The 26,981-nt window shown below is 43.1% G+C and carries 28 protein-coding genes; 4 read left to right on the top strand and 24 right to left on the bottom strand.

Annotated features, from left to right (window positions below; all coding sequences use genetic code 11):
- Positions 1-45: 45 nt before the first annotated feature.
- Both ACFPTP_RS08890 and ACFPTP_RS08885 read right to left on the bottom strand, forming a co-directional pair.
- Positions 46-489 (bottom strand): hypothetical protein, encoded by a 444-nt coding sequence (locus tag ACFPTP_RS08890; protein WP_381443706.1) that lies wholly within the window; start codon positions 487-489, stop codon positions 46-48.
- A gap of 126 nt (positions 490-615) precedes the next feature.
- A complete protein-coding gene (locus tag ACFPTP_RS08885; RefSeq protein ID WP_381443705.1) occupies positions 616-2,001 on the bottom strand; it encodes a Mur ligase family protein in 1,386 nt (461 codons plus the stop codon).
- Between the two features lie 178 nt (positions 2,002-2,179).
- Here ACFPTP_RS08885 and ACFPTP_RS08880 point away from each other — a divergent pair, with 178 nt between their 5' ends.
- Complete coding sequence (locus ACFPTP_RS08880; RefSeq protein ID WP_381443703.1) at positions 2,180-3,397, top strand: ATP-grasp domain-containing protein; 1,218 nt, start codon at positions 2,180-2,182, stop codon at positions 3,395-3,397.
- Positions 3,398-3,435: 38 nt separating this feature from the next.
- Here ACFPTP_RS08880 and ACFPTP_RS08875 read toward each other — a convergent pair whose 3' ends face one another.
- From ACFPTP_RS08875 to acnA, 13 genes are all read right to left on the bottom strand, one after another.
- A complete protein-coding gene (locus ACFPTP_RS08875; protein ID WP_381443701.1) occupies positions 3,436-5,601 on the bottom strand; it encodes a YheC/YheD family protein in 2,166 nt (721 codons plus the stop codon).
- A 104-nt stretch (positions 5,602-5,705) separates the two neighbouring features.
- A complete protein-coding gene (locus ACFPTP_RS08870) occupies positions 5,706-6,116 on the bottom strand; it encodes a hypothetical protein (protein ID WP_381443699.1) in 411 nt (136 codons plus the stop codon).
- 35 nt (positions 6,117-6,151) lie between these two features.
- Complete coding sequence (locus ACFPTP_RS08865; protein ID WP_381443697.1) at positions 6,152-7,366, bottom strand: ATP-grasp domain-containing protein; 1,215 nt, start codon at positions 7,364-7,366, stop codon at positions 6,152-6,154.
- A 66-nt stretch (positions 7,367-7,432) separates the two neighbouring features.
- A complete protein-coding gene (locus ACFPTP_RS08860; RefSeq protein ID WP_381443696.1) occupies positions 7,433-7,750 on the bottom strand; it encodes a hypothetical protein in 318 nt (105 codons plus the stop codon).
- Positions 7,750-8,175, bottom strand: coding sequence for an acyl-CoA thioesterase (locus ACFPTP_RS08855; protein ID WP_381443695.1), 426 nt, complete (start codon positions 8,173-8,175; stop codon positions 7,750-7,752). The genes ACFPTP_RS08860 and ACFPTP_RS08855 overlap by 1 nt, the downstream gene beginning before the upstream one ends.
- 284 nt (positions 8,176-8,459) lie before the next feature.
- Positions 8,460-9,596 (bottom strand): DUF4362 domain-containing protein, encoded by a 1,137-nt coding sequence (locus tag ACFPTP_RS08850; RefSeq protein WP_381443694.1) that lies wholly within the window; start codon positions 9,594-9,596, stop codon positions 8,460-8,462.
- A gap of 15 nt (positions 9,597-9,611) precedes the next feature.
- Positions 9,612-10,181 carry a DUF2441 domain-containing protein gene (locus ACFPTP_RS08845; RefSeq protein WP_381443693.1) on the bottom strand — a complete coding sequence of 190 codons (570 nt, stop codon included), beginning with the start codon at positions 10,179-10,181 and terminating at the stop codon, positions 9,612-9,614.
- A 94-nt stretch (positions 10,182-10,275) separates the two neighbouring features.
- A complete protein-coding gene (gene fosM, locus ACFPTP_RS08840; RefSeq protein WP_381443692.1) occupies positions 10,276-10,698 on the bottom strand; it encodes a FosM family fosfomycin resistance protein in 423 nt (140 codons plus the stop codon).
- Positions 10,699-10,703: 5 nt separating this feature from the next.
- Positions 10,704-11,546, bottom strand: coding sequence for an alpha/beta fold hydrolase (locus ACFPTP_RS08835; RefSeq protein WP_381443691.1), 843 nt, complete (start codon positions 11,544-11,546; stop codon positions 10,704-10,706).
- A gap of 44 nt (positions 11,547-11,590) precedes the next feature.
- Positions 11,591-11,893: a DUF3221 domain-containing protein gene (locus ACFPTP_RS08830; protein ID WP_381443690.1), complete on the bottom strand. Its 303-nt coding sequence runs from the start codon at positions 11,891-11,893 to the stop codon at positions 11,591-11,593.
- A gap of 253 nt (positions 11,894-12,146) precedes the next feature.
- Positions 12,147-13,349, bottom strand: a complete 1,203-nt coding sequence (thrS, locus tag ACFPTP_RS08825; RefSeq protein WP_381443689.1) for a threonine--tRNA ligase — start codon at positions 13,347-13,349, stop codon at positions 12,147-12,149.
- A gap of 585 nt (positions 13,350-13,934) precedes the next feature.
- Positions 13,935-16,166 carry a YcdB/YcdC domain-containing protein gene (locus ACFPTP_RS08820; protein ID WP_381443687.1) on the bottom strand — a complete coding sequence of 744 codons (2,232 nt, stop codon included), beginning with the start codon at positions 16,164-16,166 and terminating at the stop codon, positions 13,935-13,937.
- 145 nt (positions 16,167-16,311) lie between these two features.
- Complete coding sequence (gene acnA, locus ACFPTP_RS08815; protein ID WP_381443686.1) at positions 16,312-19,026, bottom strand: aconitate hydratase AcnA; 2,715 nt, start codon at positions 19,024-19,026, stop codon at positions 16,312-16,314.
- A 280-nt stretch (positions 19,027-19,306) separates the two neighbouring features.
- Here acnA and ACFPTP_RS08810 point away from each other — a divergent pair, with 280 nt between their 5' ends.
- Both ACFPTP_RS08810 and ACFPTP_RS08805 read left to right on the top strand, forming a co-directional pair.
- Positions 19,307-19,855, top strand: coding sequence for a cysteine hydrolase family protein (locus tag ACFPTP_RS08810; RefSeq protein ID WP_381443684.1), 549 nt, complete (start codon positions 19,307-19,309; stop codon positions 19,853-19,855).
- 108 nt (positions 19,856-19,963) lie between these two features.
- On the top strand, positions 19,964-20,218 hold the full coding sequence (locus tag ACFPTP_RS08805) for a GlsB/YeaQ/YmgE family stress response membrane protein (protein ID WP_381443682.1): 255 nt from the start codon (positions 19,964-19,966) through the stop codon (positions 20,216-20,218).
- Between the two features lie 172 nt (positions 20,219-20,390).
- On the opposite strand, the gene ACFPTP_RS08800 is transcribed toward ACFPTP_RS08805, so the two are convergent.
- The 5 genes from ACFPTP_RS08800 to ACFPTP_RS08780 all read right to left on the bottom strand — a co-directional run bounded on the left by ACFPTP_RS08800 (position 20,391) and on the right by ACFPTP_RS08780 (position 22,659).
- Positions 20,391-21,050: a lytic transglycosylase domain-containing protein gene (locus tag ACFPTP_RS08800; protein ID WP_381443681.1), complete on the bottom strand. Its 660-nt coding sequence runs from the start codon at positions 21,048-21,050 to the stop codon at positions 20,391-20,393.
- Between the two features lie 27 nt (positions 21,051-21,077).
- Positions 21,078-21,677 (bottom strand): SCO family protein, encoded by a 600-nt coding sequence (locus tag ACFPTP_RS08795; RefSeq protein ID WP_381443680.1) that lies wholly within the window; start codon positions 21,675-21,677, stop codon positions 21,078-21,080.
- Between the two features lie 109 nt (positions 21,678-21,786).
- Complete coding sequence (locus tag ACFPTP_RS08790; RefSeq protein WP_381443678.1) at positions 21,787-21,915, bottom strand: YvrJ family protein; 129 nt, start codon at positions 21,913-21,915, stop codon at positions 21,787-21,789.
- A 286-nt stretch (positions 21,916-22,201) separates the two neighbouring features.
- Positions 22,202-22,420 (bottom strand): DUF2922 domain-containing protein, encoded by a 219-nt coding sequence (locus tag ACFPTP_RS08785; RefSeq protein WP_381443677.1) that lies wholly within the window; start codon positions 22,418-22,420, stop codon positions 22,202-22,204.
- Between the two features lie 20 nt (positions 22,421-22,440).
- A complete protein-coding gene (locus ACFPTP_RS08780) occupies positions 22,441-22,659 on the bottom strand; it encodes a DUF1659 domain-containing protein (RefSeq protein ID WP_381443676.1) in 219 nt (72 codons plus the stop codon).
- Between the two features lie 118 nt (positions 22,660-22,777).
- On the opposite strand from ACFPTP_RS08780, the gene ACFPTP_RS08775 reads away from it, so the two are divergent.
- Positions 22,778-23,200 (top strand): DUF2621 domain-containing protein, encoded by a 423-nt coding sequence (locus ACFPTP_RS08775; protein ID WP_381443674.1) that lies wholly within the window; start codon positions 22,778-22,780, stop codon positions 23,198-23,200.
- 223 nt (positions 23,201-23,423) lie between these two features.
- Here ACFPTP_RS08775 and ACFPTP_RS08770 read toward each other — a convergent pair whose 3' ends face one another.
- The 4 genes from ACFPTP_RS08770 to ACFPTP_RS08755 all read right to left on the bottom strand — a co-directional run bounded on the left by ACFPTP_RS08770 (position 23,424) and on the right by ACFPTP_RS08755 (position 26,977).
- On the bottom strand, positions 23,424-23,936 hold the full coding sequence (locus ACFPTP_RS08770) for a CcdC family protein (RefSeq protein WP_381443673.1): 513 nt from the start codon (positions 23,934-23,936) through the stop codon (positions 23,424-23,426).
- Complete coding sequence (locus ACFPTP_RS08765) at positions 23,929-24,285, bottom strand: thioredoxin family protein (protein WP_381443672.1); 357 nt, start codon at positions 24,283-24,285, stop codon at positions 23,929-23,931. Before ACFPTP_RS08765 ends, ACFPTP_RS08770 begins: the two co-directional genes overlap by 8 nt.
- Positions 24,286-24,329: 44 nt before the next feature.
- The gene (locus ACFPTP_RS08760; RefSeq protein ID WP_381443670.1) at positions 24,330-25,040 is read right to left on the bottom strand and encodes a cytochrome c biogenesis CcdA family protein; all 711 of its coding nucleotides are present in this window, start codon (positions 25,038-25,040) and stop codon (positions 24,330-24,332) included.
- A gap of 155 nt (positions 25,041-25,195) precedes the next feature.
- The gene (locus tag ACFPTP_RS08755) at positions 25,196-26,977 is read right to left on the bottom strand and encodes an ABC transporter ATP-binding protein (RefSeq protein WP_381444228.1); all 1,782 of its coding nucleotides are present in this window, start codon (positions 26,975-26,977) and stop codon (positions 25,196-25,198) included.
- Positions 26,978-26,981: the final 4 nt, after the last annotated feature.

Below are 26,981 nucleotides of genomic sequence, written 5' to 3'. Positions count from 1 at the left end.
CAATTGAACGGGAATATCCGACTTTAATCGGCAGTTCATAAAACGTTATTCTTCCCCGCAGCCAAGGGCCACAATTGAACCTTGTGCAACCGGTGCTGCTCCATTTTGGTTGAAGAAACCGGTTATGACAAAACTTTGTACGATGTCCACGTTCGCCGATGCGACCTGGTCTCTGAAGACCGCCTCAAAGGGGAACTGAACATTGTTTACGAGTCCAGTGCCGGTTACGGTCACAACACAATTTTGACCTTCCCGTTTGCATTCAACACAAGTGATCGAATTTGCGATAAATGTGAAGCTGTTCTTACCGCTCATCGTTTCTGTATCTGTGAATTGCAGGGACAAAGATGATGTATCCAACGAAGTGACACATATGTTCGCCATGTAAGTAAGATCACCTTTGACAGTCCCCATCTGTCCTTGAAAACGGACATTGTTTCTTCGCGACACTGCATTGACTAATACTCCACACGTACATTCCATACCCATAATGATACCCCTCCCTTCTATTTGAACTACTCTACTATATTGATAAATGTTTGGGGACGGCTTGGTGTTTGTCCTAAATCGGGTAGTTAAAATATTTCCAATACTATTTCCTGAGCGTTTTTTCAATCAGCCAGATATTCTTTTTCTAGAGAGTGTGGAAAGCTGTTTGATAGCATCGCTGAACATATCACCTTTTATCAGGATGATCGTATCCTCTGTAGCCATCTTTTTCAGTAATTCATATGCACGAATATGATTCGTGAATGAATGAACTTCAATTGCAGCACCTTTTTTCGAAACCGTTTCTGCCATTATTTTTGCATGCTTCCCAATTGTGAATAGGACATCGATTTTACTTTCCGCTATGATTTCACCTGCCCGTTCATGAATGACATATCCCCATGAGCCGAGGTCGGTTATCGTCCCGACGACTGCAATCTTTTTTTTGTTGGATCCGAGCTTCTCCAACACCCGCAATGCAGCCTGCAATGATGTCGTTGTTATGCTCCATGTGTCATCGATGATTGTAGCGCCGTTTACCCCTTCCACTACTTGCAATTGCTTGTTGATTGTTGGGAAAGTCCTGAAATGAACGGCAATATCAGCAAGTCCCATGCCGATCTGATGAACTGCTGCAATCGCAGCAAGGGCATTGTAAATTTGATGTTCTCCGAGCCCTGGAACTAACATTCTATATTTCCTTTGTTGGTGTTCAAGCGTCATATACATGCCTTCGTGTGAAAAGCAGATGTCACTTGCCCGAAAGTCACTTTTCGCATGAATGCCGACAGTTATAATGGTTCCTGTGAAGCTTTTCAAATCCAGTTTCTTCGTATTCCGATCATCCGCATTAATGATCAGAACACCGTTTGGTTGAAGAGCCGTACACATTTCCCCTTTCGCAGCGATATATCCTTCCAACGTCTTACAATAATTGAGGTGATGTTCGCCGATGTTTGTAATAATGCCGATGGTCGGTTTCAAATACGCAGCAGCATTCGTAATGTCACCAGGCGCACCGACTGCTGTTTCGAACACTGCCGCTTCCGTCGTGTCATCCATTCCGAGAAGATATGTCAAATGGGCTGTCCTTGAATTATTTGTACTGTTCGTATGGGCAACTTTACGGTTGAAAGATAACAGGTGACGGATCATCTCCTTTGTCGTCGTTTTTCCGGATGTTCCTGTCACGGCAATGACAGGGATATTGATCGAAGCCCGGTAGTTATTGATGAACTTCCAATACGCTTCTTGCAAATTCTCTACTTTGATTATCGTCAAATTCTCATTTCTTTCGCTGACTTCCAACTCGCGATCTGTCACAATGGCCAGCGGGAAAAAAGGCTTCAGACGTTCCCATCTGACAATTTTTCGCTGTAAAAATAGGATTGTATGGGGATGCTTCACTTGCTTAAGGCGATATGCGCCATGATGTATAAGCAAATCGTCTTTTCCATGCACTAATTTGCCGGAGATGATTTGCCGGATATATGCTGCTGTCAGAGGTTTCATTTGGTTCCCTCCCTTCCCCCTTTCTTATCGTATGCCCCGACTCTTTGAAGAGCCTGTACGAAAAACCTGTGTAAACCAAATTGATGATAGTTACTTACCTATATGATGTATAACCATGTCGAAAAACGATTCCCTCATAACCTATATAGAGTTGTCTTATATGAAGGAGTTGGACTTGTTGAAAACGATCATCTTTATCGGAACAAACAAATCGGGTTCGAGCAGGGAGGCAATCAGAGCTGCCGAGCGGCTCGGTTACTTCACGGTGCTATTCACAAATAACGATAAGCAGATCAAGCAACGGAAAGAATATGTAGATGTCCACGAAATGATACTCGTCGACACGACCAATCTGAAGGCTATGCGGAAAGAAATCCTTTCATTGCAATCCAAGGGAAACGAAATTATGACAATTTCCAGTTTTGTCGATTCCAATATTTCCCGTGCCTTGAAGCTATGTGAGGAATTCTGTCCGAACGGGACCTCTTCAAAAGCGGCAGATATTATGGAGAACAAAGCAGGGACAAGGGCTTCATTAAATGGACTCCCTTTTTCCCCGAAGTTCTTGACGCTTCCTCCAAAAGCGAAGCTGGAACCGTCAACAATTGAGGATTTACCCGGTTTTCCACTCATTGTAAAATCAGCTTCCTCAACCGGATCAAAAGATGTTTTACAAGCAACTGATTTGGAACAATTGCAGCGGCATATCCGGAAGTTGAATGAAAAGGATCCGGATGAGTCAATAATTATCGAAGAATTCATCGATGGGGAGCAATACTTAGTCGAAGCGATAATCCATGACAGGAAGGTTCAAATCGCTGGCGTCATCCAACAGGAAATCACTTATGGTAAACGGTTCATCATCACCGGTTACGGTGTGCTTGCATTTGTGCCGAAACAATTGAATGACAGCATCATGGAAGTGCTGAACTCCATTATCGAGAAATTCGATATCCGAAACGGAGCGATGCACGTCGAAATGCGTCAGACGGCAAATGGATGGCGTCTCATCGAAATCAATCCAAGGATTTCAGGCGGGGCAATGAATAATATGCTGAAAGCAGCATTCGGTTTTGACTTGGTTGAAGAAACATTAAAATTATACTTAGGTGAAAAACCCTCTTTAATTCAAAAACAGCGGAATTTTGTCTTCACACAGTATGTCATCATCGATAAAAAAGGGATTTTGGAAAAAGTGACCGGTAAAAAAAGGGCAAGAAAGATTCCCGGTGTCGTCGAGGTGTACGTCAAGCCACGAAAAGGGACGCAACTAATGCCGCCACTATCAATGGGTCATCGATATGCTTATGTAATCGCACAAGGTAGGACGCTTGAGACTGCAAAAGCATTGGCGAAAAAGGCTGCGGAAGAAATCCAATTTCATTTGAAGCAATAAAAGAGAGGACTCCATCAAATGGAGTCCTCATTTTATATTCAACTGTAGTTTTGATCAATGAATTTAACAGTTTCGAACATATTCGTTTTACTAGCTCCTTTAATAAGGATCGTGTCATCTTTACTGATTAATTTCGATAGCAATGCATGCAATTTCTCCCTGTCTGTGAAATGGTGAATTTTGTCCGCAGCCATGCCCCTTTTCTTCGCTTGGGCACCGATTTCCTCCGTCCGGAATCCATAGGTAATCAACAGGTCGATCCCTTGCTGCTGAATATAGTCTCCAAGTTTCCTGTATTCCTTCTCGCGGATATCGCCAAGTTCCCTCATTTGTCCGATGATGGCGATTTTCCGGTGCTTTGCAAGGTTCATAAGTACATCAATTGCTGCACGGACCCCTTCCGGATGGGAGTGGACCGTATCGTCAATCACAGTAATATTATCTTTGCAATTATAGATCGTCAATCGCCGCGGTGGTTTCTTGAAGAGGAGTCCCGCCTTGATTTCCATAGGTGAGAATCCAAGCTGGTCTGCGATGGCAATCGCTGATAATGCATTATATACATGATGCTCTCCGAAAATTGGGATGAACAGCTCCACTTCTTCATTTTGGAGCTTCATCTTAAAGCCCATTCCCTGGTCGGTGTAGTGGACGTCGTATGCACGGTAATCTGCTGGTTTCTGAATGCCGATCGTTATCTTTTTCCCTTTGAAATTCTGTGTTTCCAAAAACCGTGAATTGTCATTATCCCGGTTAAGGCAGAGCACTCCGTATTGATCCATCCCATGAATCAATTCCGACTTGGCTTTAGCAACCCCTCTCGGATCTCCGTTGAAGTTGCCGACATGCGCCAACCCGACATTTGTCACGATGGACATGTTCGGCTGGATGATTCTGCAATGTTCAGTAATGACACCTGGATAAGCCATGCCGTATTCGAGGACAACTGCCTGATGTGATGAATTGATTTCCGCTGCATGTTTTTTCGTATGTTCGGTCGTATTCCAATAATCCTTCGATTCGAATACATTCCACTTCTTGGATAGAATTGATGATAAAAAGGCTTTTGTTGTTGTTTTTCCTGCACTGCCCGTAATGGCAATGATTGGTGTCTTTTTTTCTTTTGCAGTCCTTTTTCTCTTCATTTCCCTTATTTTCTTTTGAATTGCTATTTGGTTTTTCGCAATGTACATCGCATATTTAATTGTATTTTTAACAACATCCAATTCCAAATAAAATGCCGGCGGACAGCCTGGCCGCCAGTTCACTTCATAAATCCATAGTTTGAGCTGACCATCCATTCCAATGTCAACTCCGATTTCATCAATCATCTCGCCGAATTTCTCCATTTGCAGCTCATCTAAATGCTTGGCAAGCGATAATGAAAAGAACTCCAACTTCTTTCGGATATTGAAGGCCTCTTCCTTGAATTCATGCTCCAAGAATGGATCCAAATAGTTCGTATAGCCGCCGCTATTAATGTTCGCAATGATGGAACCTTGCGGCGCAATCCGCGGATAAATAGTTGTAATGACCCATTCACCATTCCCATCTTTTTGAACATGCAGCCTGAAGTCGAAAACTTGCCCAGATTTCGTAACCGATTGGATGTACGGTTGGACGATGAACGTCTCTTTCGATAATTTCTGTTTGATGAATCCGTTCAACTGGGATTTTCCGTACGAACTGTTCGTCCCTTCCCCCTTAACTGTAAAACGGCCTCCTTCTTGGACAATAAAAAAAATCCCTTTTCCTTTTCGTCCGTCGATCGGCTTGAAGACCACTTTTTCAAAAGTCGATAGGAATTTAAAGAAATGATCAGCATTCTTCACGACTTCTGTAGGTATCAAATAACTTGCAAAGTCCTTTGCTTCTTTCAATCGGCGATTCACACTCCATTTATTGCCGATTGAATATGTCGTAAAAGGGATTTCCTTCTTTAATTTATCGATTGTCTCTTTCGACTTCGCTAGTTTTTCAGGACTCCCTGCATTATAGATGACATTTGGAAACGGCATGATTTTCGTCTGCCACCCTCCCTTTTCGTACACTTGTCCTTTGATCGTACGATTTGAAAAGTTCACTTCTCCAGGCGAAAAATAGAAAAACTTTGCCCCTTCCGCTTGGGCTACCGCTGCAAATGCATATGCCTTCATGACCGTTTCAGGATCTTTCCGATGATGCAACATGCCTATGATCGTCATGAACATTCTCCTTTACTCTTTTTGACGGTTCTCTCTAGTACATTCATGTGCATTCGAATTGATAAGGACAAGAGTTTACAAGGGGGGGATTTTGTTTTCCTTTTCTATGACTTTGATTCGATGATCGGCAACGTACGGCCGACAAGTTCGTGGGATAGGGGGATGATTGAGCTGAAGCTGCAAATTTTCACGAAGATACTATGAGAGGTCTTTTTTAAAGAGTAAAGGTCTTGGTCAATAAGTGCGGGATCCCCTTTTAAATCAACCGGCTGAAGCAAGGATAACTGCGCAATGCAGCTTTCTTCATCGATGTTCTCCAAACTGAAATAAGGGGTTGAATGTCCATTGACAAGAGCGGTGAAAGGAGTGGTTCGCTTTGGAATTTGCAACATAAAGGGGATTGTTTCTTTAGAATCGGACATATGAATGAAACGGAATCCTTTTCCGAATTCCGCAAGCAGTTGTTGCTCTTTCCATAATTCTTTCATCTCTTCGCATAAGCGGCACATCTTCAACGCTTTCCCCTCCCTTCTGTGCATATACTTTCACTTTAAAACGGCTCGATATAGAACTTTATCAATCTTACGGCATGTTCTGCCCGTTCCCTTGCCACTTCCGATGACTCGCCGACTGCCATCACATATCCATATCGATGACCCATTGACAGTGGCGGCATCATCGTCGCACCGATTGACGGTTTCACATGGACATCAACTACTCCCGGACATAATGCAGCCTCTTCGATTCCGTCAATGTCCAGTAAATAACCAGTACTATTGATCGTTATATAAGAGGTATGGACGGACTGCTGTTTCCTGCGGATCAAATCCGGCTCGTCGCCAAGATAAAGCTTTATCGTTTCTTGGACGAGATTAATGCCAAAAGCCTCTTCGATCATACGGTTCATTGCTCCGCCGGAAATTCTGGGATTCAGTTCTACCAATTTCCAACCATCTTGAGAAAGACGCATTTCAAGATGACATGCACCGTGATGAAGACCGATATCTTGAAGGATGGCAGTGACCGTTTTCCATAGGTTTCGGTAGTCCTCCTCATCCATCTGCAAGACAACATCGTACGCAGTGACAATGAACGTATATTCTTTTGTGATTTCCTGCTGAACGACCGCCGCAATAATTGGGATTGTCTCGACGACGACCACTTCAATGACATATTGGGTACCTTCTATGAATTCTTCGGCAAGAAGTTGCTTTCCAAGTAAACGATTTGTCAGTTTCTTTACTGCAATTTCATAACCCTCTTCATCCTCGATGTAATAGACATCTTTGGAACCGTTGGAAACCGGATCTTTCAAAATGAAGGGATACATAATGGTCGATCGTTTCCCTGGGGAACTTATTTCAAATTCACAAGTCGCCTCATTATTTCGTAATGCAATGCGAGCCATCATTTTATCTTCCATTAGCTGCAATGCTTCGGAGGAAATGCCGGATCCACAAAATTCATTGGATAGTTTCGCTGCCATGGAGACATAAGGATCGATAAAACTGATGATGGCTTTTATATCGTGACCTGATTGCAAAAGTTGGACAATTTGCTTCCGGATACTATTCTCTTCCAATGACTTCATATAAATGAGTTGAACACCTTCAAGCTGCCTCCGCGAAAATGCTTTTCGATCCGTCATCAAAATGGCTGTATAGCCTAAACGGCCAACAGCCGCCAATGCATCCATGCTCGATCCAGTTTTGGCTGATCCGATAAATACAATTGCCCCCAATTCTTCATCCTTCCACGAAGACAATCCTCTTCTTTCAATTGTATGCGAATGCACTAGAATGCTTTAGGCAAAATAAATAAGCATGAAGGGCTATCCCTCATGCTTACTCAAAAGGTTGAATCGATTCACTTGTTCTTCCAAACCGGCATCTAGTAAGGCTTGAATCTCTGTTTTACCGAAAAGGTCGAAATGAGGATAATCTTCACGATGATCAATCCATTCAGGCTTCAACTCGTATCTTTTTCCCCATTCGATCAATTTATCCAAATCCGCACAGCCTGCTTTGGTAACGGTCTTACAGCCGGGGAAACGCTCATCTAGCCAATAGTGGGTGAGGAAGGCGATTTCTCCGGCAGTGACCGCTTCTTTCCAAGCTTTCAATTCTGCCCGATTGATTCCGAATGCCATTAGTCCGTCACCCGGCGGATTTCCAAATATTTGGCATCCCATGCAGGATCGATTTTCTGTAATGAAACCGGACGGAAGTTTTCCTTTTTCACTAAAATATGTTCGGAAGTGGCGGTTGCCGCAACCGTGCCGTCTTCATGAAGGATTTCGTAGCCGTACACTGTGCGAAGTTTCCCATGGGACTCGACCCACGTCCGTACAGTTGCTTTCTGTCCGTATCTCATGGCTGCCTTATATTGAATGGATAAGTCGATAACAGGAGAAAGATAGCCTTCCGCCTCGAGACCGGCGTATGTAAAGCCTAAGTCTTGGATTAGGCTTGTTCGGCCAATTTCCATCCATACTAAGTAGTTGGCATGATAGACGACTCCCATCTGGTCCGTCTCCGCATACCGGATTTCCACTTCTTTTTCACTGATAAACACTATAATCACCTCTGTTGTCCATTATACAAAAGAGATGGGGACATTGCTGTTTATGTAACTTGTTATGATAGTGCAAATAATGTTGATTTCCGTTTCAGGCGGACGCTTTCCAATCGAACTGCGAAGGGTTCGATTTTCCGTATTTCTGCGCACTTTGCAGAAATTAAGGCAGCCTGCTCCCAACGCTTCGCTTTTGGTCGCAAAAGCCGTTCTCCGTGACGGCTTTCGCAGGAGTCGCCGCCTTACGCTTCAATCAAGTGTGCCCGCTAATTACTTCATTTACATTAGTTTGTAATATTTATTTTCTTAATATCTTTTACAATCACTTTACCTGGCTTTGATCCAGTAATACTCCCATTGATAATTGCTTCTATTTTATCGCCAATCTGGAATTCATCGGTTTTAACGCCTTCCAAGCTGATAAAGCTAAAAGCGTATGCATCAAGGCCAGTATGTTTTATTTCATCTTTGAGCCATTCGTACTGCATGATATTCAAATCTTCTCCGATTAATAACGTATCATCTTTTACTTGTAATACATACCCTTGAATGACAGTTTCGGGATTCTCGGTTTGCTCCATTTGAGATTGCAAAATAATATATTCAGCAATCTCGGTAAATTTCAAACCATCTTGACCGCGATCGCAGCTAGACCAATGATATTCACGATCTCCGCCGTTAATATATACCTTTAGATAATAGTCCTTGAAGTCTTTTGACTGACATGTAGTTTTTAAATTGAGATCACCTAAATAATTTGCCAAGATTAACCTTTTAAAGATCTCTTGTTTCACAGGTGTAGAAAGTATAAAATCATTTGTCGCTTTCGTTTTATTTTTGGTGCGTGTGGCTACTTTTGTTTTCGAATTTAGTTCATTTTCCAGTTTATCGCCGAATTGTAATTCTAGTTCAAAAAGATCTTGTCGCCCAACATTATATTCTACAGACAAAATCTCTGTCATTCCGAAAAAGCCGTCTGAGCATCCTGTGGCAATATAGCTGATATTTGTGGGATTGACTTCCTCCAACAAATCGTTGCATGTAACAGTCGTTATTTCACCACTTCCGAAGTTGTCACGTGTTGAATCATAGGTCACTTTTATAGTATCTTCTTTATAATTTAGATCTGAAATGATTGGATCTCCTTCAATTGTATAGTGTACAATTCGTAATTCAGATGAAATGCCGTTCTGGAAATTATTATAGAAATCCTTCATTCTCTCCAATCCATTGATGCTTCCATGTGTGTTCACCACATCCACATTGTCAACACCTTGCACAATCGGTTTGTCACTATCTATACTGGTTGCGTGCGATGCTCCCTTATCAACTGGATTTTTTTCTTCATTAGTTGTATTACAGGCGGTTAAGATGAAAAGAAATGTCAAAAGCAAAATTGTGCAGCCCATTTTCTTCATCATGTTTTCACATCCAATCTAATCATTCCTAGATCCTGGTTTGGCTAATGAAAAATCATCAATGATCTCGACGACTTCAATTTTCCCATTAATCAATAGCTCAGGAAGTTCGTTTTTCATATTACCTTTCCAATACTCTTTCGCTTGGGCAATTTTTTGGGCGAAAGGGACACCATCTTCTTTTGGTAGAAGGTTGGCATCTCCTTCAAAATAACTTCCTTTCACTTGTAATTTCACAATCTGTAAAACCTTTCGATTATAGGAGTCAAATAATTCTTTCCACTTCAAAGCGTCTTCATATGTTTTGGCAGCGTATAAGCATGATAATCTGGATGGAAAATGGGGATAGTCTTGTAATCTCACCATTTCAGTTATTACTTCTCTAATGGCTCTGATTGTTTGGCTCATATACCTGCTGACAACTTCGGCATCTTCCTTATTCAAATTCAAGCCATCGATTATATAGTGGTTCTGTAGAATCCGTAGTGAGTCTTCCCCTTTGGCATTCAATTGTTCTTTTTCAAAAAAGAAGCGATACAATGTGTTGTGTTGATTGTCATCAAAGTTGATGATCTGTCCTAGTTCCATTTTCTTATTTGTGACGATATGGTATGCAAATATTTTATTATCTATCTTATTTCGCCTCCCGTTACCTAACAGAGCAATTAAGCTAAATAAAAGTTCACTCGTAAAATTCCATATGCGGTTTGTCTTTTTTATAATAGTTTAGTCTGTCTTGTAAAGTACCCGTATGAAATTCAAACTTATGTCCATCAGGATCGGTAAAATAAATCGACTTCTTATCCCTTTTATCTCTTGGACGACCACTTAAAAAATTTACACCTAATCTTTCTAGCTGGTTATATAGATTATCAAAATCTGACTCGTCTACTGAAAAGGCAATGTGAGTGTATGATTGACTAATTTCATTACGGGGAATATCTTTTTCCAAATTAAGAGCTAACCAAATACCGTTCAAATCGAAATATGCTGTGGTTGTCCCTTTGACCAACAACTTAGCCTCAAAAACATCTTGGTAGAATTTTATCGACCGTTCCAAATCGGAAACTGAAAATAATAAATGATTTAATCCTTTTACAAACATCGTTTTCACCCCGAAATCAAAGTACCTCTAACAAACTCAGCGAATACATCCTCTTCCTCAAAAAACGGATAGTGGTTGCTATGTAGGAACGAAGTGAATTTGGCATTTGGAATGCATTCCGCTATCTCAACACCGAATTTATACGGGCATTGGGCATCATGTTTCCCTGCATATATATAAGCAGGCAAGTCAACTCGTTTTAAATCATCCCTTACATCATACGTCTTGCAGTCCACTTTTCTGAAATACGTCAATCGATCCCCGACCGTCTTGCCGCTGTTCGGCTTCTGGAAAGCCGATTCCATTTTCTCCTCGGAATGAAAAGACATCAAATTCCATTCACGGCCTAAAATTCGTCTTTCCTCTAATGACACATCTGGCGTATCAAGTCGATTCATTATTTCAATCATACGATTGAAGTTCGGGTTTTCCCTGCAATAAATACTGCCTGGATCCGCACTATACTCAATGCTAGCTGCAGCGCCGCCAGCGATGATTTTCGTTAATGACTCTTCTCTCATCACAGCATACACGAGAGCCAACATGCCTCCTGTCGAATGTCCTGCAAATCCCCATTTTGATAAATGAAGCGTTTCGCGGATTGCTTCCAAATCAAAAACGGATTCTCTCATGCTATATTGTTCTTCTGATTGTGCACTTTCCGATTTCCCTGCTCCACGCAAATTGATAAGGTAAACATGATAATGCTCTGTGAACGGATTTGCGAACGCATTTCCCCGTTCATCGTATTCACTATATAGATGAGTGACGGCTAACGGCTCCCCTTCCCCTTTTTCAAAAACCTCGAACGTTCCTCTCTCTGTGTCAACTAAACGTTGTATCCACATATGAAATCCCCCATTTTCCCTTATTTTCTATCAATAATTAAGATTTAGCGCGCTTCTGGAATGTCCAGCCGCTTAATATCCTTAACTTGCGCCCTTCCCGGATTTGAACCTGTTATGCCTCCCTTTATAATCGCTTCAATTTTATTTCCAATTTTGTACTCCTCATTGATAACCCCTTCTAACCTGATAAACTCAATGGCATACTTGCTAAAGTCGATTTGTTGTATTTCATCTTTTAGCCATTCGTAATCCATACGATTCAAGTCAACACCGATTAGCATTGAATCACCATTTACTTGAAGGATGTATCCTTGGATGATAATTTCGGGATTTTCATCTTGTTTCATTTCAGACTGGTGATGAAAGCCCTGGAGCTACAAAGTTTACAAGAATTGCCGAATACATTATTGCAGCAAGGATAAATAGGAACAAGCAGAAAAGAAACGGGTATGCAATTTTCTTCAATAAGAATGCACTTCCAATCGATTTGTTTGTGTATGCCGGATTCTTTATTTTCTAATTATAGTCAATTATATATCTGTTGTTTATGAATTGATAGGAAATTAAAGGACCAAGCGGAATGTCGCCTGGTCCATTTCTTCATTTCAATTCTCCGTTTAAAACTTCCAACGCGTCCACAAGTTTCAACTGTCCTAAATCGCTCCCCTTCCTTTTCCTTATGGAAATCATTTGTTGCTCTACTTCCTGATCTCCAACAACCATCATATAAGGTACTTTTAGCTTCTCTGACTCCCTAATTTTCAACCCCATCTTTTCAGCCCGGTCATCCACTTTCACACGATATCCCTTTGCAGCAAGCTCTATCCTCACTTGTTCGGCGTAGGAAACATGCTTATCGGCAATCGGGATGATTCTAACTTGTTCCGGAGCGAGCCATAATGGAAACTCTCCCGCATAGTGCTCAACAAGAATGGCAAGGAACCTTTCTACTGAACCGAAAATTGCGCGATGGATAATGATCGGCAGTTCGAGTTCGTTCTGTTCATTAATGTATCGGCAATTGAACTTCTCTGGCATTTGGAAGTCAAGTTGAACTGTGCCGCATTGCCAGCTCCGACCTAATGAATCCAAAATGTGAAAATCGATTTTCGGTCCGTAGAACGCTCCGTCTCCTTCGTTTACCCTGTAGTCCATTCCCCGTTGCTTCAACACTGCTTCCAGCGATTTTTCCGCTTCGTTCCATAAATCGATGGAGCCCATGTAATTTTCGGGCCTTGTCGATAACTCAACCTCATAGCTAAACCCGAACTTCGAATAGATATCGTCAATCAAATCCAATACGCCATCTATTTCCCGCTTAATTTGATCTTTCCGGACGAATAGATGTGCGTCATCTTGTGTAAATGCTCGTACTCGCAACAGCCCATTCAATGATCCGGATAATTCATGGCGATGGACCAATCCTAATTCAGCATAACGGATCGGCAATTCCCGGTAACTTCTCCGTTTATGATTAAAGATGAGCATCGCCCCCGGGCAATTCATCGGTTTCAATGCATAATGCTGTTCATCTACATCGGAAAAGTACATGTTTTCGTGATAGTGATCCCAATGGCCGGATTGCTCCCAAAGCTCCTGCTTCATCATGATCGGCGTTTTGATCTCCTCATAGCCCGCTTCCTGATGCTTCCGTTTCCAAAATTGCTCCAACTCATTACGTACAATCATCCCTTTCGCCAAATAAAACGGCATGCCTGGAGCTTCCTCCGACGACATGAACAATTCAAGCTCCTGCCCTAATTTACGATGATTCCTTTCTTCGATATCCATTTGTACTGACATTGTAATTCCTCCTATTTATTAGTTGTATATAAATAAAAAACCGCACTCCTCCCTCGTAAAGGGACGAATGCGGTCGTGGTGCCACCCTGATTTCGCCATATCAAATACGGCGCTCAATTGATAACGGTCTCCCGATCATAGTTTCCTGCAAACTGCAATCCCCTATGACAGCTTAAAGGTGGTAGAACATCTCTTCCGCTACAGGACTTCCAGCCATGGTCCTGTTCTCTGGGGAAGCTTCCGATATGATTCATGTCCTTCTCAACGCTTAATATGAAAATTAAAAAAGACCGCATTCTCCCCAATAAAGGGACGAATGCGGTCGTGGTGCCACCCTGATTTCGCCATATATATAAATACGGCGCTCAATTGATAACGGTCTCCCGATCATAGTTTTCTGCTTGGCGCAGTCCTCTATGATTGCTCGAAGGTGGTTAATCATCTTTTCGCTACAGGACTTCCAGCCGTGGTCCTGTTCTCTGGCAAATCTTCCGAAATGATTCATGTCCTTCTCAATGCTTGTTTATTGATAATTAATTGTATTGTATTATATGTGACCATTTTGTTCATGTCAATAGGCAATGACTAATACCGCAGACCTCTTCCACTTTCAGCGATTGCATGCGCCAGGCGAATTGTCGATACCGCCAACTCTGCATACGACACTTCACGTGAAGGATTGAACCGATTTTGCTCCGCCTTTACTAAGCCCATTGAATTCGCTAGCGCTACATAACCAGCATTCGCGGATTTCACTTTACCGGCGTCTGCAAAGCCAAGCTTAAATATACTGCTATTCTTCGCTGCCTGTTCCAGCCCCAGCACACGGATCATCCACACTGAAAGTTCTTCCCTTGTGACGGGCGCATCGACATCGAAGCTTTTACTATTCGTTTTGAGGATGCCCGCTTCCACCGCACGTTCGATCTCCTGGTACAATGGATGTTTTGGATCGATATTATCGAACGTTTGGTTCATTTCTTCCTGCCCGAAATAATAGCCGCCATAATAGAAATAGGTGAGTGAGTTCATGAGCACTTTCAATGCTTCCCCTTTTGAAATCGCTGCATTCCCATCAAAGTTTTTAACATCTTTTACGTTTATCATTTTGGCATTGATCAGATAATTAAGCTCTTCTTCCGCCCATGGATGCGAAACTTTAATTGAGTTTTTGATACCGAACAAGTTATTCCATTCCCCTGTTGCAGCATTCACATAAGTGAACGGCTCCTCGTTAAATACAGGTAAATAGACAAGGTCATAATGATTTTCCTTTATATTTTCACCATGTTTCAAATACGTAAGCTTTAGGCTAAGCGCCTTCTCGAAAATCGTTTTTGCCTCTTTCTCAGAAATCCGGGCATCGCTTGATGGCCAATTTTCTATCTTTTGATAATTGACGCTCAAGCTATATAAAGAACCGTCAGCTGCAATCCCGACATTGATCTGATCACCATTAACGACAATACCATTGACGATCCTCGGGAAAACAAATTGATACGAACCCATTCTTTCATCAAAATAAGGTTCTTCTATAGGCATTGCATAGTTGTGCAGATAGGATGGGATCCATTCTTTTGCATATTTCACAGCTTGGGTGAGTGCTTTCTCTTGGGTAATAGTGTTCTCTTTTTTAGGATTTTCCCCAATTTCCGACAGTAGATAGTCGACCATATTGTAGTATTGGATGATCTCACCTGTGTTTTTATTGATTTCTAAGCTTGATCCAGATCCGCCATTCGCATGTTGATACATATATTGGACATATATAACCGCTTGCCCGTTATAGTTCTCCATTTCTTGGATTGATTCAATCCTTAAGGTGATTTTATCAGAATCGATTGCCAGGAACTTTTCTGCAATCTTCTTCGCTTCTTCCACAGTAATTCCACCCTGTTTTGCGGGCAGCGGCTTTGCAGTTATCGGTTCAATCTTTGTTTTGCCCGGAAAATCTTTTGAATATCCTTTTGCAGACATCCAATTCCCTGTGGATGCTTCCACCCCTTGCAATTTTGCCGTTGGCTTGTAGACGAGCTCCACGCTGCGATTGCCCGTTTGGTAATCGTAGTTAATTTGGTAGTTCAAATCTACAGAAAGATTTTCTTTTACTTTCTTTAACATCTCACCCTTATCTTTTACTTGTTTGACATCGTCGAATGTGGAAGATGCAGACTGTGAAAACATCTTATAAAAACTGACGACTTCCCCGTTTCCTAGAACTGACACTTCCATTCTTTGGTCAGCTATGGAAACCTGATTTTTCGTACGTGCGAATGAAAATGAGTAGCGTACCGGCTCTGTTAGGATTTGTTGCGGATAATAGTTGTATGTGTCTGTTTCTAACTGATAATCTTTTCCGTCGAGAAATTTCTTCATGAATTCATCTGCTATTTTCCTTGCTTCTTCTTTGGAAACTTTTGCAGGGAACAAAGCATCCGTGACGTTAGGTGGCTGATAAGAAAAGTATTCAACGTCCAGTTCCTCTCCGACAAATCCTATATTCCCGTACACTCTCTTACCATTAATGGTTTTATTGAAATATAGATCATGACGCACTGTTGCATCTTCAGGAAAAATATGCGAACTGCTTACTTGAAAATCACTGTTCGTTAAAAAATCAAACCGATTGGGGAACAACTTCCGGAATTTCTTGATCAATTCCTCTTTCGTAATAAGCGTATCAGTGGCTGCGACTTGGATACGTACTTTTTCTGGTTGTCCGTTTAGTGTCGTTGATGCATTCGCAAACGATGCAAACATTCCAAGGGACAAAACAGAAGAAGTGAATACCATCCCTAGTTTTTTCAAACTCGCCAAAATAACCCTCCTAGTTTCCATTTCATTTTGTGTTTGATAGCAATCTTTAGAATGTATGATTGTCCAATGGAGAAAAGAACGTGATTTACAATAATGCCAAAATGAAAAAGACGCCCGATTAGATCGGACGCCTTTGTTATGCTAATTAGTTATTTTTCATTTTATCACGAAGAACCATTTGAAGGATTCCGCCGTGACGGTAGTAGTCGATTTCAACTTCAGAGTCGAAACGTGCTAATACGTCGAATTCTTTAACAGAACCGTCTTTTGCAGTTGCTGTCACTTTAAGGATATCGCGTGGTTTTACGCCTTCCGCAATGTTTACGCTGATTTCTTCTTCGCCTGTAAGGCCAAGTGTTTCAGCGCTTTCCCCATTCAAGAATTGAAGTGGAAGAACACCCATCATGACAAGGTTTGAACGGTGAATACGCTCGTAGCTTTCTGCAATGACCGTTTTGATGCCAAGCAATGAAGTACCTTTGGCAGCCCAGTCACGAGAAGAGCCCATTCCGTAATCTTTACCTGCAAGAATGACTAGACCGGTTCCATCTTCCTGATAACGCATAGCTGCGTCATAGATCGGGCAGATTTCTTTTGTCGGCCAGTAGGTTGTGAAGCCGCCTTCTGTGCCTTTTGCAATTTGGTTACGGATACGGATATTCGCGAATGTACCGCGCATCATAACTTCATGGTTACCACGACGGGAACCGTATGAGTTGAAGTAACGCGGCTCTACGCCGTGTTCGCGCAAGTATTTGCCAGCCGGTGTATCTTTACCTATTGCACCTGCAGGAGAAATATGGTCCGTCGTAATGGAATCACCGAATTTACCGATGACACGAAGTCCGGAAAGAGCTTCGATATCAGCAGGCTCTTTTGATAGACCTTCGAAGAACGGAGGGTTTTGGATATATGTGGAGTTCTCATCGAAATCATACAATGAATCGTCTGTCGTTTCGATTGCATTCCACGCTTCGTTTTCTGTGAATACGCGAGCATATTCTTTACGGAATAGATCAGGCGTTACTGTCGCTTTTACGACTTCCTTCACTTCTTCCGAAGATGGCCAGATATCTTTGAAGTATACATCCGTGCCGTCTTTCGCTTTGCCGATTGGATCTTTTTCGAAATCGATATCGACAGTTCCAGCAAGCGCATAAGCGACAACAAGTGGCGGTGAAGCCAAGTAATTCGCTTTTACGAGCGGATGGATACGTCCTTCGAAGTTACGGTTACCGGAAAGTACGGAAGAAACTAACAGGTCGTTTTCCGTAATCGTTTTTTCGATTTCAGGAAGAAGTGGACCGGAGTTTCCGATACATGTCGTACATCCGTAACCTACTGTATTGAATCCGATTTGATCCAAGTATTTTGATAGACCGGAGTCTTCCAAGTAGCCTGTAACGACTTTTGAACCTGGTGCAAGTGATGTTTTCACGTATGCAGGAGGTGTAAGTCCTTTTTCAACAGCCTTCTTCGCAACAAGTCCAGCACCTAACATAACGTATGGGTTGGAAGTGTTCGTACAAGAAGTGATCGCTGCGATTGCAAGGTCGCCTGTTGTCATGCCGACAGTGCGGCCGTCCGCGAACTCGACTGTAGCTTTCTTTTCGAATTCCTTAGGAGTAAGACCGAAGCCTTGGTTCCCTTCAGGAGCCACAACGGAATCTTTGAACGAACGTTGTAGTCCGGAAAGTGGGATTAAATCTTGTGGGCGTTTTGGTCCAGCAAGGTTCGCTTCAATTTTTGTAAGATCGATTTCAATTACTTCTGTATATGTCGGATCTTCTTTATCCGGAGTGAAGAACATATCGTTCTCTTCAAGATATTTCTTGACGACTTGGATATGATCTTCTTCACGGCCCGTTAAGCGCATGTAGTCAAGTGACTCTTCGTCAACCGGGAAGAATCCACAAGTCGCACCGTACTCAGGAGCCATGTTCGCGATTGTGGCACGATCCGCAAGCGGCAATTTGGATACGCCAGGTCCGAAGAACTCGACGAATTTACCAACAACGCCATGTGCACGAAGTGTTTGTGTCACTTTTAGCGCAAGGTCCGTCGCAGTTGTGCCGTTCGGAAGTTCGCCAACCAATTTCACACCGATAACTTCAGGGATTGGGAAGTATGAAGGCTGTCCAAGCATTCCCGCTTCAGCTTCAATTCCACCTACACCCCATCCAAGAACACCGATACCGTTGATCATTGTTGTATGGGAGTCAGTCCCTACAAGTGTATCCGGATATGTTTCGAATGTGCCGTCTTCGTTTTCTACTTCATGGACAACTGCTGCAAGGTACTCAAGGTTCACTTGGTGAACGATACCTGTTGCAGGAGGCACAGCACGGTAGTTATCGTATGCTTTTTGCGCCCAGCTTAGGAATTGATAACGCTCAGCGTTACGTTCGAATTCAAGTTCCATATTCAAACGAAGTGCATCCGCTGTACCGTAACGGTCGACTTGTACGGAGTGGTCGATAACAAGGTCAACTGGAATTTCAGGGTTGATTTTGTTCGGGTCTCCGCCCATTTCAGCCATAGCTGAACGAAGGGATGCAAGGTCAACGACGACTGGAACTCCAGTGAAGTCTTGTAGGATGACGCGGGATGGTTTGAATGGAACTTCTGCATCCTTATCCGCATCCTTGCCCCATTTTGCCAAGTTTTCAACGTGTTCGTCTTTGATCACATAACCGTCATGTTGGCGCAGGACGGATTCAAGTAGTACTTTTACTGAATAAGGCAGTCTTGAAATATTCGCAATGCCGGCTTCTTCTAAGGCTTTTAGACGATAGTAGTTATACGTCTTGCCATTCAATTCAAATGATTGGCGGCTATTGTGCAAATTGCTTTTTGCCATTGTTGTTCCTCCTTTATCGATTGAAAAGGTTGTGTGTAAGCGTTTCTCTACTCCATCATAGTACAGCTAAGTTCATAAGTAAAATACTTAAAAATTATAGTCTTTCATAAGAAAACATGATGACCATATGTATGAAGGCATAAAGAAGCCGCTCACTGTCAAGTATATTCTGAAAAACTCTTGTATGCAAAGTTTTGGATTCATATGTTGGAACTCTACTGAATTTTTTCTAAATATATGGCATGATAAGAAGGAAGATTTATAAAAGGGAGTGGGATAGTTGGATAAAGCATTGTTGGTTATTGACTACACGTATGATTTCGTTGCGGAGGATGGGGCGTTGTCATGTGGTCAGCCCGGTATTGATCTGGAACCGTACATTGTCGAATTGACAAAGGAGTTCTTGGCAGATGGGAACCTTGTCATTATGCCTGTCGATCTTCACGAGGAAAATGATCCGTATCATCCTGAATCAAAAATGTTTCCACCGCACAATATAAAAGGGACCTCTGGACGGAATCTTTATGGAGAACTTCATAATTTATATGAAGAGAATCGGGATCGGATTATTTGGATGGATAAAACACGTTTCAGTGCATTCGCAGGAACTGACCTTGAATTGCAGCTTCGTTCAAGAGGGATAACTGAATTGCATCTCGTCGGGGTTTGTACAGACATATGCATCCTCCATACGTCGGTAGATGCCTACAACCGTGGCTTCGATATCGTTATCCATGAAAAAGGTGTAACAAGCTTCGATCCTGCCGGCCATGAATGGGCGTTGCGTCATTTTGAAAAGACATTGGGAGCCAAAGTCATCCGCTCATAACCATTTTTTTTAGTGATTTAATTGCGAAGGATGTTTAAGGTATGGAATTTACGGATATTCAAATACTACATAAGCAATTATGAATCACTAAAAAAGGAGATGGAACAAATGAGCTTTATATGGTTTTTAATTATCGGTGGAATTATCGGTTGGCTCGCAGGCCTTATTTTAGGAAAAGACATTCCAGGCGGAGTCATCGGTAACATCATTGCAGGTATTATCGGTGCTTGGATCGGTGGAATGCTGCTCGGATCTTGGGGTCCTAGGGTTTCGGACTTCTACATCCTGCCTGCGTTACTCGGTGCGATCATCCTCGTCTTTATTGTGAGCTTGATCATGAAAGCAATGCGTAGAGCGACTTAAATACAAAAGCGGAGGGTGGCGTTCAGCTGCGACAGGCATAAGGCAGATCTGCGAAACGGCGCTCCTTGCCGTACAGCAGAGCTGACTTATGACCCGAGCAGTTGCCACCCGGAGTCTAGACGGATGAACGGATGAAAAAAGAGCGCCAGGGTTTTCCCTCTTGGCGCTCTTTTCAATCGTTATTAAGTCTTTGGGTTTCAAATTCATTGAAGAACCATAAGACGTCTTCGACATATTTGTCGCTATGGTTATAATGGAATATTGCCTTTTCAATCTCCCCATCGGCCGCCCCGCTTTTAGACAAATAATGCGCTGCGCTGAAAATGGCATCTTCAATATCATAAGGATCGGCGATTCCATCTCCGTTGGCATCGACGCCATATCCTCCATACTTTTGAATAATGGCAGGATTGGTCTTGTCCTTATCCGGTATGGTCCCTTTTCCGAGCCCTTCGCAACCCGGATAACCCCAGCCTACAAATGTGCAAGGCATGAATTGCATATGCCCTTCGGCACCTGCCGGGGATAATAAAGGATCCATCGTAGAAAAGCGGGTTTCAATCCGATGATGGGCAGCGAGAAGCGTCCAAGGAATGCCGTACTCCTCTGCTGCGGCTTTATAGATTGGAATATACTCTTCCGGAATGGCCAATGCAGTATGCCGGTCTTGGAACTCCAGCAACGTGCTTGCAGATTTTTTAATGAGTTCGGGATTTTGGATGCCTGTCCAAATGATAGCCGATATGGTGAAGGTGGTTACAGCAACAGGGATCAGCAAAACGATCATGAATATTTTCGTTTTGATGGATAACCCCTTTTTCTTCTTCTTCACTGCACCACCCTTTTCTGTTCATTCTTGTTACGATTTAGGCTCTTCTTTGATGAGCGCTTTTATATCTTTAACAATTTCCTCGTAAGGAACTTCTTCTGCACCACTGTAAGTCTTTACAGACACTCCGTCTTTATTGACTAAGCTGAATGCAGTGCCATGCGTCACTTGGTCCACGCCAGGTGTTTTACTGACGAATGTCTTGAAAGAGCCGATTGCCAAGTTTTCAATCGTTTCCTGGCTATAGCCCGTCAACATTTCCCATTTGCTTTGATCGACAGGATCGAATGCATCCAAGTATTCCTGCAAAACTTCAGGCGTATCATTTTTAGGGTCAACGCTGAAAGATACGATTTTGTAATCTTCGACGCCTTCGTCATGCAGCATTTTCTGCAAATCTGTCATATTCGCCATCATCGGCAGGCAGACCGTTTCACAGTTAGTGAAGACGAACTGGGCAATCCATACAGTCCCTTTCAAATCGTCGAGGGATACTTGCTCATGATGTTGATTCGTAAATTCAAACGGGTCAATTTTATATTTATGATCCGCTTTGAATCCACCCATTGAACATGCGCTCAATAATAGCATAAGCATCATGATGGATGATAGAAATAACTTTTTTCTCATATGCAGACTCCTCCACTTTCAGTACTTAGTTTATCATAGTGGATAGATGCTAATCAAACAACCGCACAGTCCAATCGTTCTTGTCCAATCTTTGACGTTTCAGTGAAGTTCATTTCATATTTAATGAAACAAGCGCATTGTGAATAGCTTCCAGTTTCGTTTCAAGACGGTGCAAAAGGTAAAATGATACAAAGATCGGAAATCCGATCTGCTGTATGAGCTCTAGCCATTGTTCCATTTTGAAACTCCCTCCTTTCTATAAAGCGTAGGGCGCCTGCCTAGTGAATGTTCGCAGTCTAAAAACGCCGCGTCCTGCGGCAACGACTGCATGACCGGCATCCTGCCGGCCTCAGGCATAAGGCAAAGATGCGAAGGCTGCTCGTAACGCTGTGCTTTTACTCGCAAAAGCCGTTCTTCGTAACGGCTCTAGCTTTGACTTATGACCCCGAGCTTCTGGCGCCCGTAGCTGGATTGATTTGAAATATTAAAAGGCCCCCAGTTCGGGACTGGGAGCCGTTTACACGTTATGCCTCTACTAGTTCAGTGACCGTCCGCTCGACAATGCGGGCGCCTTTTGCCGTTTCAAGCGGGTAGCCGTCCACATGGAATACACCGGAACTGATGATTTGCTGCATGGCGGCTTCCACCTCCGAAGGTGTCAACCCTTCCTTCGGCTCATCAACGGTAAGCGACGTCTGTTTCCCCTCTGTTGTGATAAAGGTCAATTGTAATGTTTTTGCCATTTCTCATTCCCCCTTTTCCATTAATTCATAATGTCTGCTGTTTCAACTTTTTCCGCTCCGATAAACGGATAATTGGACAGCTGTGCCAATTGTGAAAGTGCGTCATACAGATTTTCTGCAGTTGCCGCTTCCACCAGATTGCGATACGTTTTTGATTTGCGGATCATTTTCCCGCCCTCTGTCATTCCACCGTCGAAATACACTCTCCCGACTGCATGTCTGAATTCAATTGTCGCCATTTGCTTCCCCTCCTTTCACACGTTATATAGGGATTGAAAGGAAGAAAGGATACTTTGTCCGTGAATTTTTTTGAAATAGCTCTTATAATGGGGAATAGAATGGAAGAGGTGAAGTCAGTTGCAAGACTTTTTTATATGGTTCATCATCTTTTGGTGTGTCGTCCTGATCGGGCTTTTCGGAATCGGGGGCTTTTTCATGTTCCGCAAATTCCTGAAAGTGTTTCCTAAGGCGGATGGCAAATCGACGCTTGACTGGGAAGAACATTATGTGAATGAATCCCTTCATCTCTGGAATGAGGAAGCGAGAGAATTATTGAATGAACTCGTCAGCCCCGTTCCGGAATTATTCCGTGACGTCGCCAAACAGAAAATCGGGGCTAAAATCGGCCAGCTTGCATTGGAAGACCGTGCTAAGGCGGTAAGCTTCGATCATATTATCCGCGGTTACATTCTAGCTACACCAAAACGCGATCATAAATTTCTACGCAGGAAATTGGATTCGATGGAAATCGATATTACCCCTTACGAACACCTGTTTTAATTAGCGAAAGCGGAGGTGACCGTTTAGTCCCGACAATTAGGGCACAGATGTGCTCGTAACGCTTCGCTTTTACTCCCAAACGCCGTTCTTCGTAACAGCGTTCGCTGGAAGGCTTGAACATAAGGCGTTCTTTGCCTTATGCTTCAAGACTGAAGCGACTTGAGGGGCTGGTCACCGGAGTCTAGACGGTAAATAAAAAAACCTCCTAAATCAGGAGGTTTTTTCAATAGGCATTTCTCAGTTTGAAATATTTCACAAGCATCCCGATGCGCCAAGGCACTATCATGCCGAATGCCAATATCCAGAACATGCCCCCGAGTTCACCGACATCGATGGAGCTGCTTAAAATCAATTTCGCGACAAAACGTACAAGGAGCAAACTGAAAAGGATGATCAGAAATGCTCTCGACTTTTTCACATAGAGTTTTCCATCCTTTTTTTCAAAGTTCGTCGTCTTAATCAATACAATGGAAAATAACATTCCGACAAAGACAGATTCGATGACTTGTGGCCATGGCACTCTGAATTCCTCAAATATGAACATCAGCGCTCCTGTCGACATGAACAATGGCGGCAAGATGATTCGTTTGGGTGAAATCGGTCTTTTCGCCGCTTTTGTCCGAACGATGAACGCCATCGTCCCCATGAATAGAAACAACACGGTCGAGCCGACAATCAGATAAACGGAAGGGATTTCTTCGAAAATGAAATTTATGAGCTCATGAAGCTTAAGCATGTTCCTCCCCCCACTCCACCAGTTCATCCAGCCGGTGTTTCAACTGCTCCATTTGGACGAACCTCGCGAATCTTGCCATTTCTCTTCCTTGATGGAATAGAAGGACGACTGGGGCGGTGAATAAAGCGAGCTGTCCCGCCATTTCAGGGACTTGTGCCGCATTCACTCTATAAAAAGGGAATGGATATTCCTCTTCAAGTTCGGCCACTTGCGGATAAAGCCCTTCGCAGACGGAGCAATGATCCGTTTTGACAAACAGTAATAGCCGTGGCTCACTTGCCGTGATGTCCAGCCATTGTTCAAATGATCCGATCTCTTTCATCGGCAGCTCCTCCACTTCTAAAATCAAATTACGCCTCCAAGCAAAATGCTCGGAGGCTTTGGATTTATTCGTTAAAACCCTTGGAAATCTCCAAATATCGGGCTTAGTAAGCTTGTTAGGAACGTAATGCCGTCAAAGAACAGCAATAGTCCAAATGCAATCATAACATAGCCGCCGATTTTCATAATCAGATTGCTGTTTCTGCGAATCCAGCCGAGTCGTGTGATGAAGAACGACAAAACGAAAAACGGAATCGCAAAACCGAGCACATACATCATCATATACAACATGCTTGAACCTGGGTTCGCTGCTGCCAGTCCGATGATCGCTCCGATGATCGGTCCCATGCAAGGTTGCCATCCCGCCGAAAAGGCAAGCCCGATCAAAGCTGTCCCCAAGTAGCCCGCGGGACGGTTTTTAAATTGCAGCCGGTGTTCTTTCATTAAAAACTTCGGTGTAAACAATCCGATGACCATTAGTCCGAACAGTACAATGAAAATGGCACCAATTTGTCTGAGTAGATCTTTATACTGCACAAAGAAATTACCTACAAATGAAGTACTGAAACCTAAAAAGACGAATACGACCGAAAATCCGAGTAAAAAGAAAATCGTATGGAGCATGCCATTACGGTTCATCCGCTTCGAATCCGATTTTAGATCCTCGATCGACATGCCCGTAATGTAAGATATGAATGCCGGATACAATGGCAGGACGCAAGGCGAAATGAAACTGAGAAAACCTGCGCCAAATGCTAGAAAAATATTTAAATCAGTTGCCATCATTCTCTCCCCTTCATTTTTCTACTCCCATCGTAACAAATCCCAAGCTATAATTCGCTTATTTTAACTGTGAACAATTAATGAACGTAACGAAAAGCGCTGTACAATAAAAAAGTGGTTCGCCTTCGCAATGGATGCGTTGGCGAACCAGTTCATTACATGGCGTCTTCCATAAGACCATTTTGTAATTGGTACATCATGAAGTAAAGCCCTTTTTGTGCCAGCAGTTGCTGGTGGTTTCCGCGTTCGACGATTTCGCCTTGGTGAAGGACGAGGATGAGCTCCGCATCCTGGATTGTGCTCAACCGGTGGGCAATGGCAATTGTCGTACGGCCCCGTCGCATTTTTTCCAAGCTCCCCTGGATGGCAACTTCCGTTTCCGTGTCGATGTTAGCAGTCGCTTCATCCAATACGAGAATTTTCGGATTCGTTGCGATTGTCCGGGCGAACGCGACAAGTTGACGTTGTCCGCTCGAGAACGTGGATCCACGCTCTGTCACTTTCTGCGAGTACTTATCCGGCAGCTTCTCAATGAATTCATTCGCCTGAACGAATTCAGCTGCTGCTCGTACTTCCTCAGATGACATGTCTTTATTATGAAGACGGATATTGCTTTCGATATCCCCGTAGAACAGGAATGGATCCTGAAGAACAAGCCCGATTTTCTTCCGCAGTTCTGCTTGCGGCAAGTCTTTCAAGGAGACGCCGTCAATGAGGATCTCCCCTTTGCCATATTCGTAGAATCTCATGAGCAAGTTAATGATGGAACTCTTTCCGCTTCCAGTATGACCGACCAATGCAACAGTTTCGCCGGCATTTGCTGTAAAGGAGATGTTTTTCAATACGTCGTTTTTGCCATCGTATGAAAACGTCACATCCCGGAATTCGATTGTCCCTTCTTGGATTTCCTTATGCTCTGTTTCCTGCTGCGCCGGTTCCATATCCGGATCATCCATCAATTTGAACACACGTGACGCTGAAACGAGCGCCTGTTGGAAGATGGACATCCGCTGCATCACTTGCTGGACCGGTTGGAATAAACGGCCGATCAACGTTGTGAATGCATAAATGATCCCCACCTCGACTGCGCTGTCCAATGACATGAAACCGAAATAGCCAAGGACAAAAACAATGGCGAACGCATAGAGCAAGTCGATGAACGGTCCTAAAAGGATACTATCGAATTTAATGTTCCGCATTCCTGCACGATAATGCCCTTCATTGATATCATCAAATTCCTTCGACAACCGTTCCTCCTGCCGGAAAGCCTGAATCATGCCCATACCGGATAATGATTCGGCGATTTTGGCATTTAATTGGCTCAAACGCTCCCGGATGTCCTGGTAGAAATCGGCGCTATAACGGCGATAGACGATAATAATTGCCAAGAACAACGGCAAAAGAACCATGGAAACGAATGATAATTTCACATCGAGGGAAAAGAGCGCGATGTAGACACCTATAATGACAAAGATCGCTTGCAGGAACGTGACGACGACACTGACGAACATTTCCTTGATCGATTCCGTGTCATTTGTCACGCGCGACACAATGCTGCCTGCCGGCGTCCTATCAAAATAGCGCATTCCGAGTCCTTGAACTTTTGTAAACACATCAATCCTCATTTGTTGAATGATTTTCAAGGCGATGTCCTGGAAACGGAGCAGTTGAAAATACGATACAACGACAATGAATATCTGCAGCCCGATATAAACGAGCGCTAACGTCATCACTTCATTTTTGGGAAAGTTGAGCGGCGTCAAATAATCGTCGATGAATGACTGGATGATGAGCGGGCCGACTATACTGCCCGTTATCGTCAACACAAGGAAGAACAAAGCAATCGAGATGCTTGCCTTATGCGGAATGGCATAGCGCATCAACCGCTTGAACACTTTCCATTGGTCCTTTGCCGTCAATTTAGGCTGTTTTTCCATCTGC

The sequence above is a fragment of the Sporosarcina koreensis genome, assembly GCF_042655825.1.
GTDB classification, from domain to species: Bacteria; Bacillota; Bacilli; order Bacillales_A; family Planococcaceae; genus Sporosarcina; species Sporosarcina koreensis.
The sequence above is the reverse complement of the archived record's forward strand: the minus strand, read 5'-3'. Positions and strand labels throughout refer to the sequence as shown.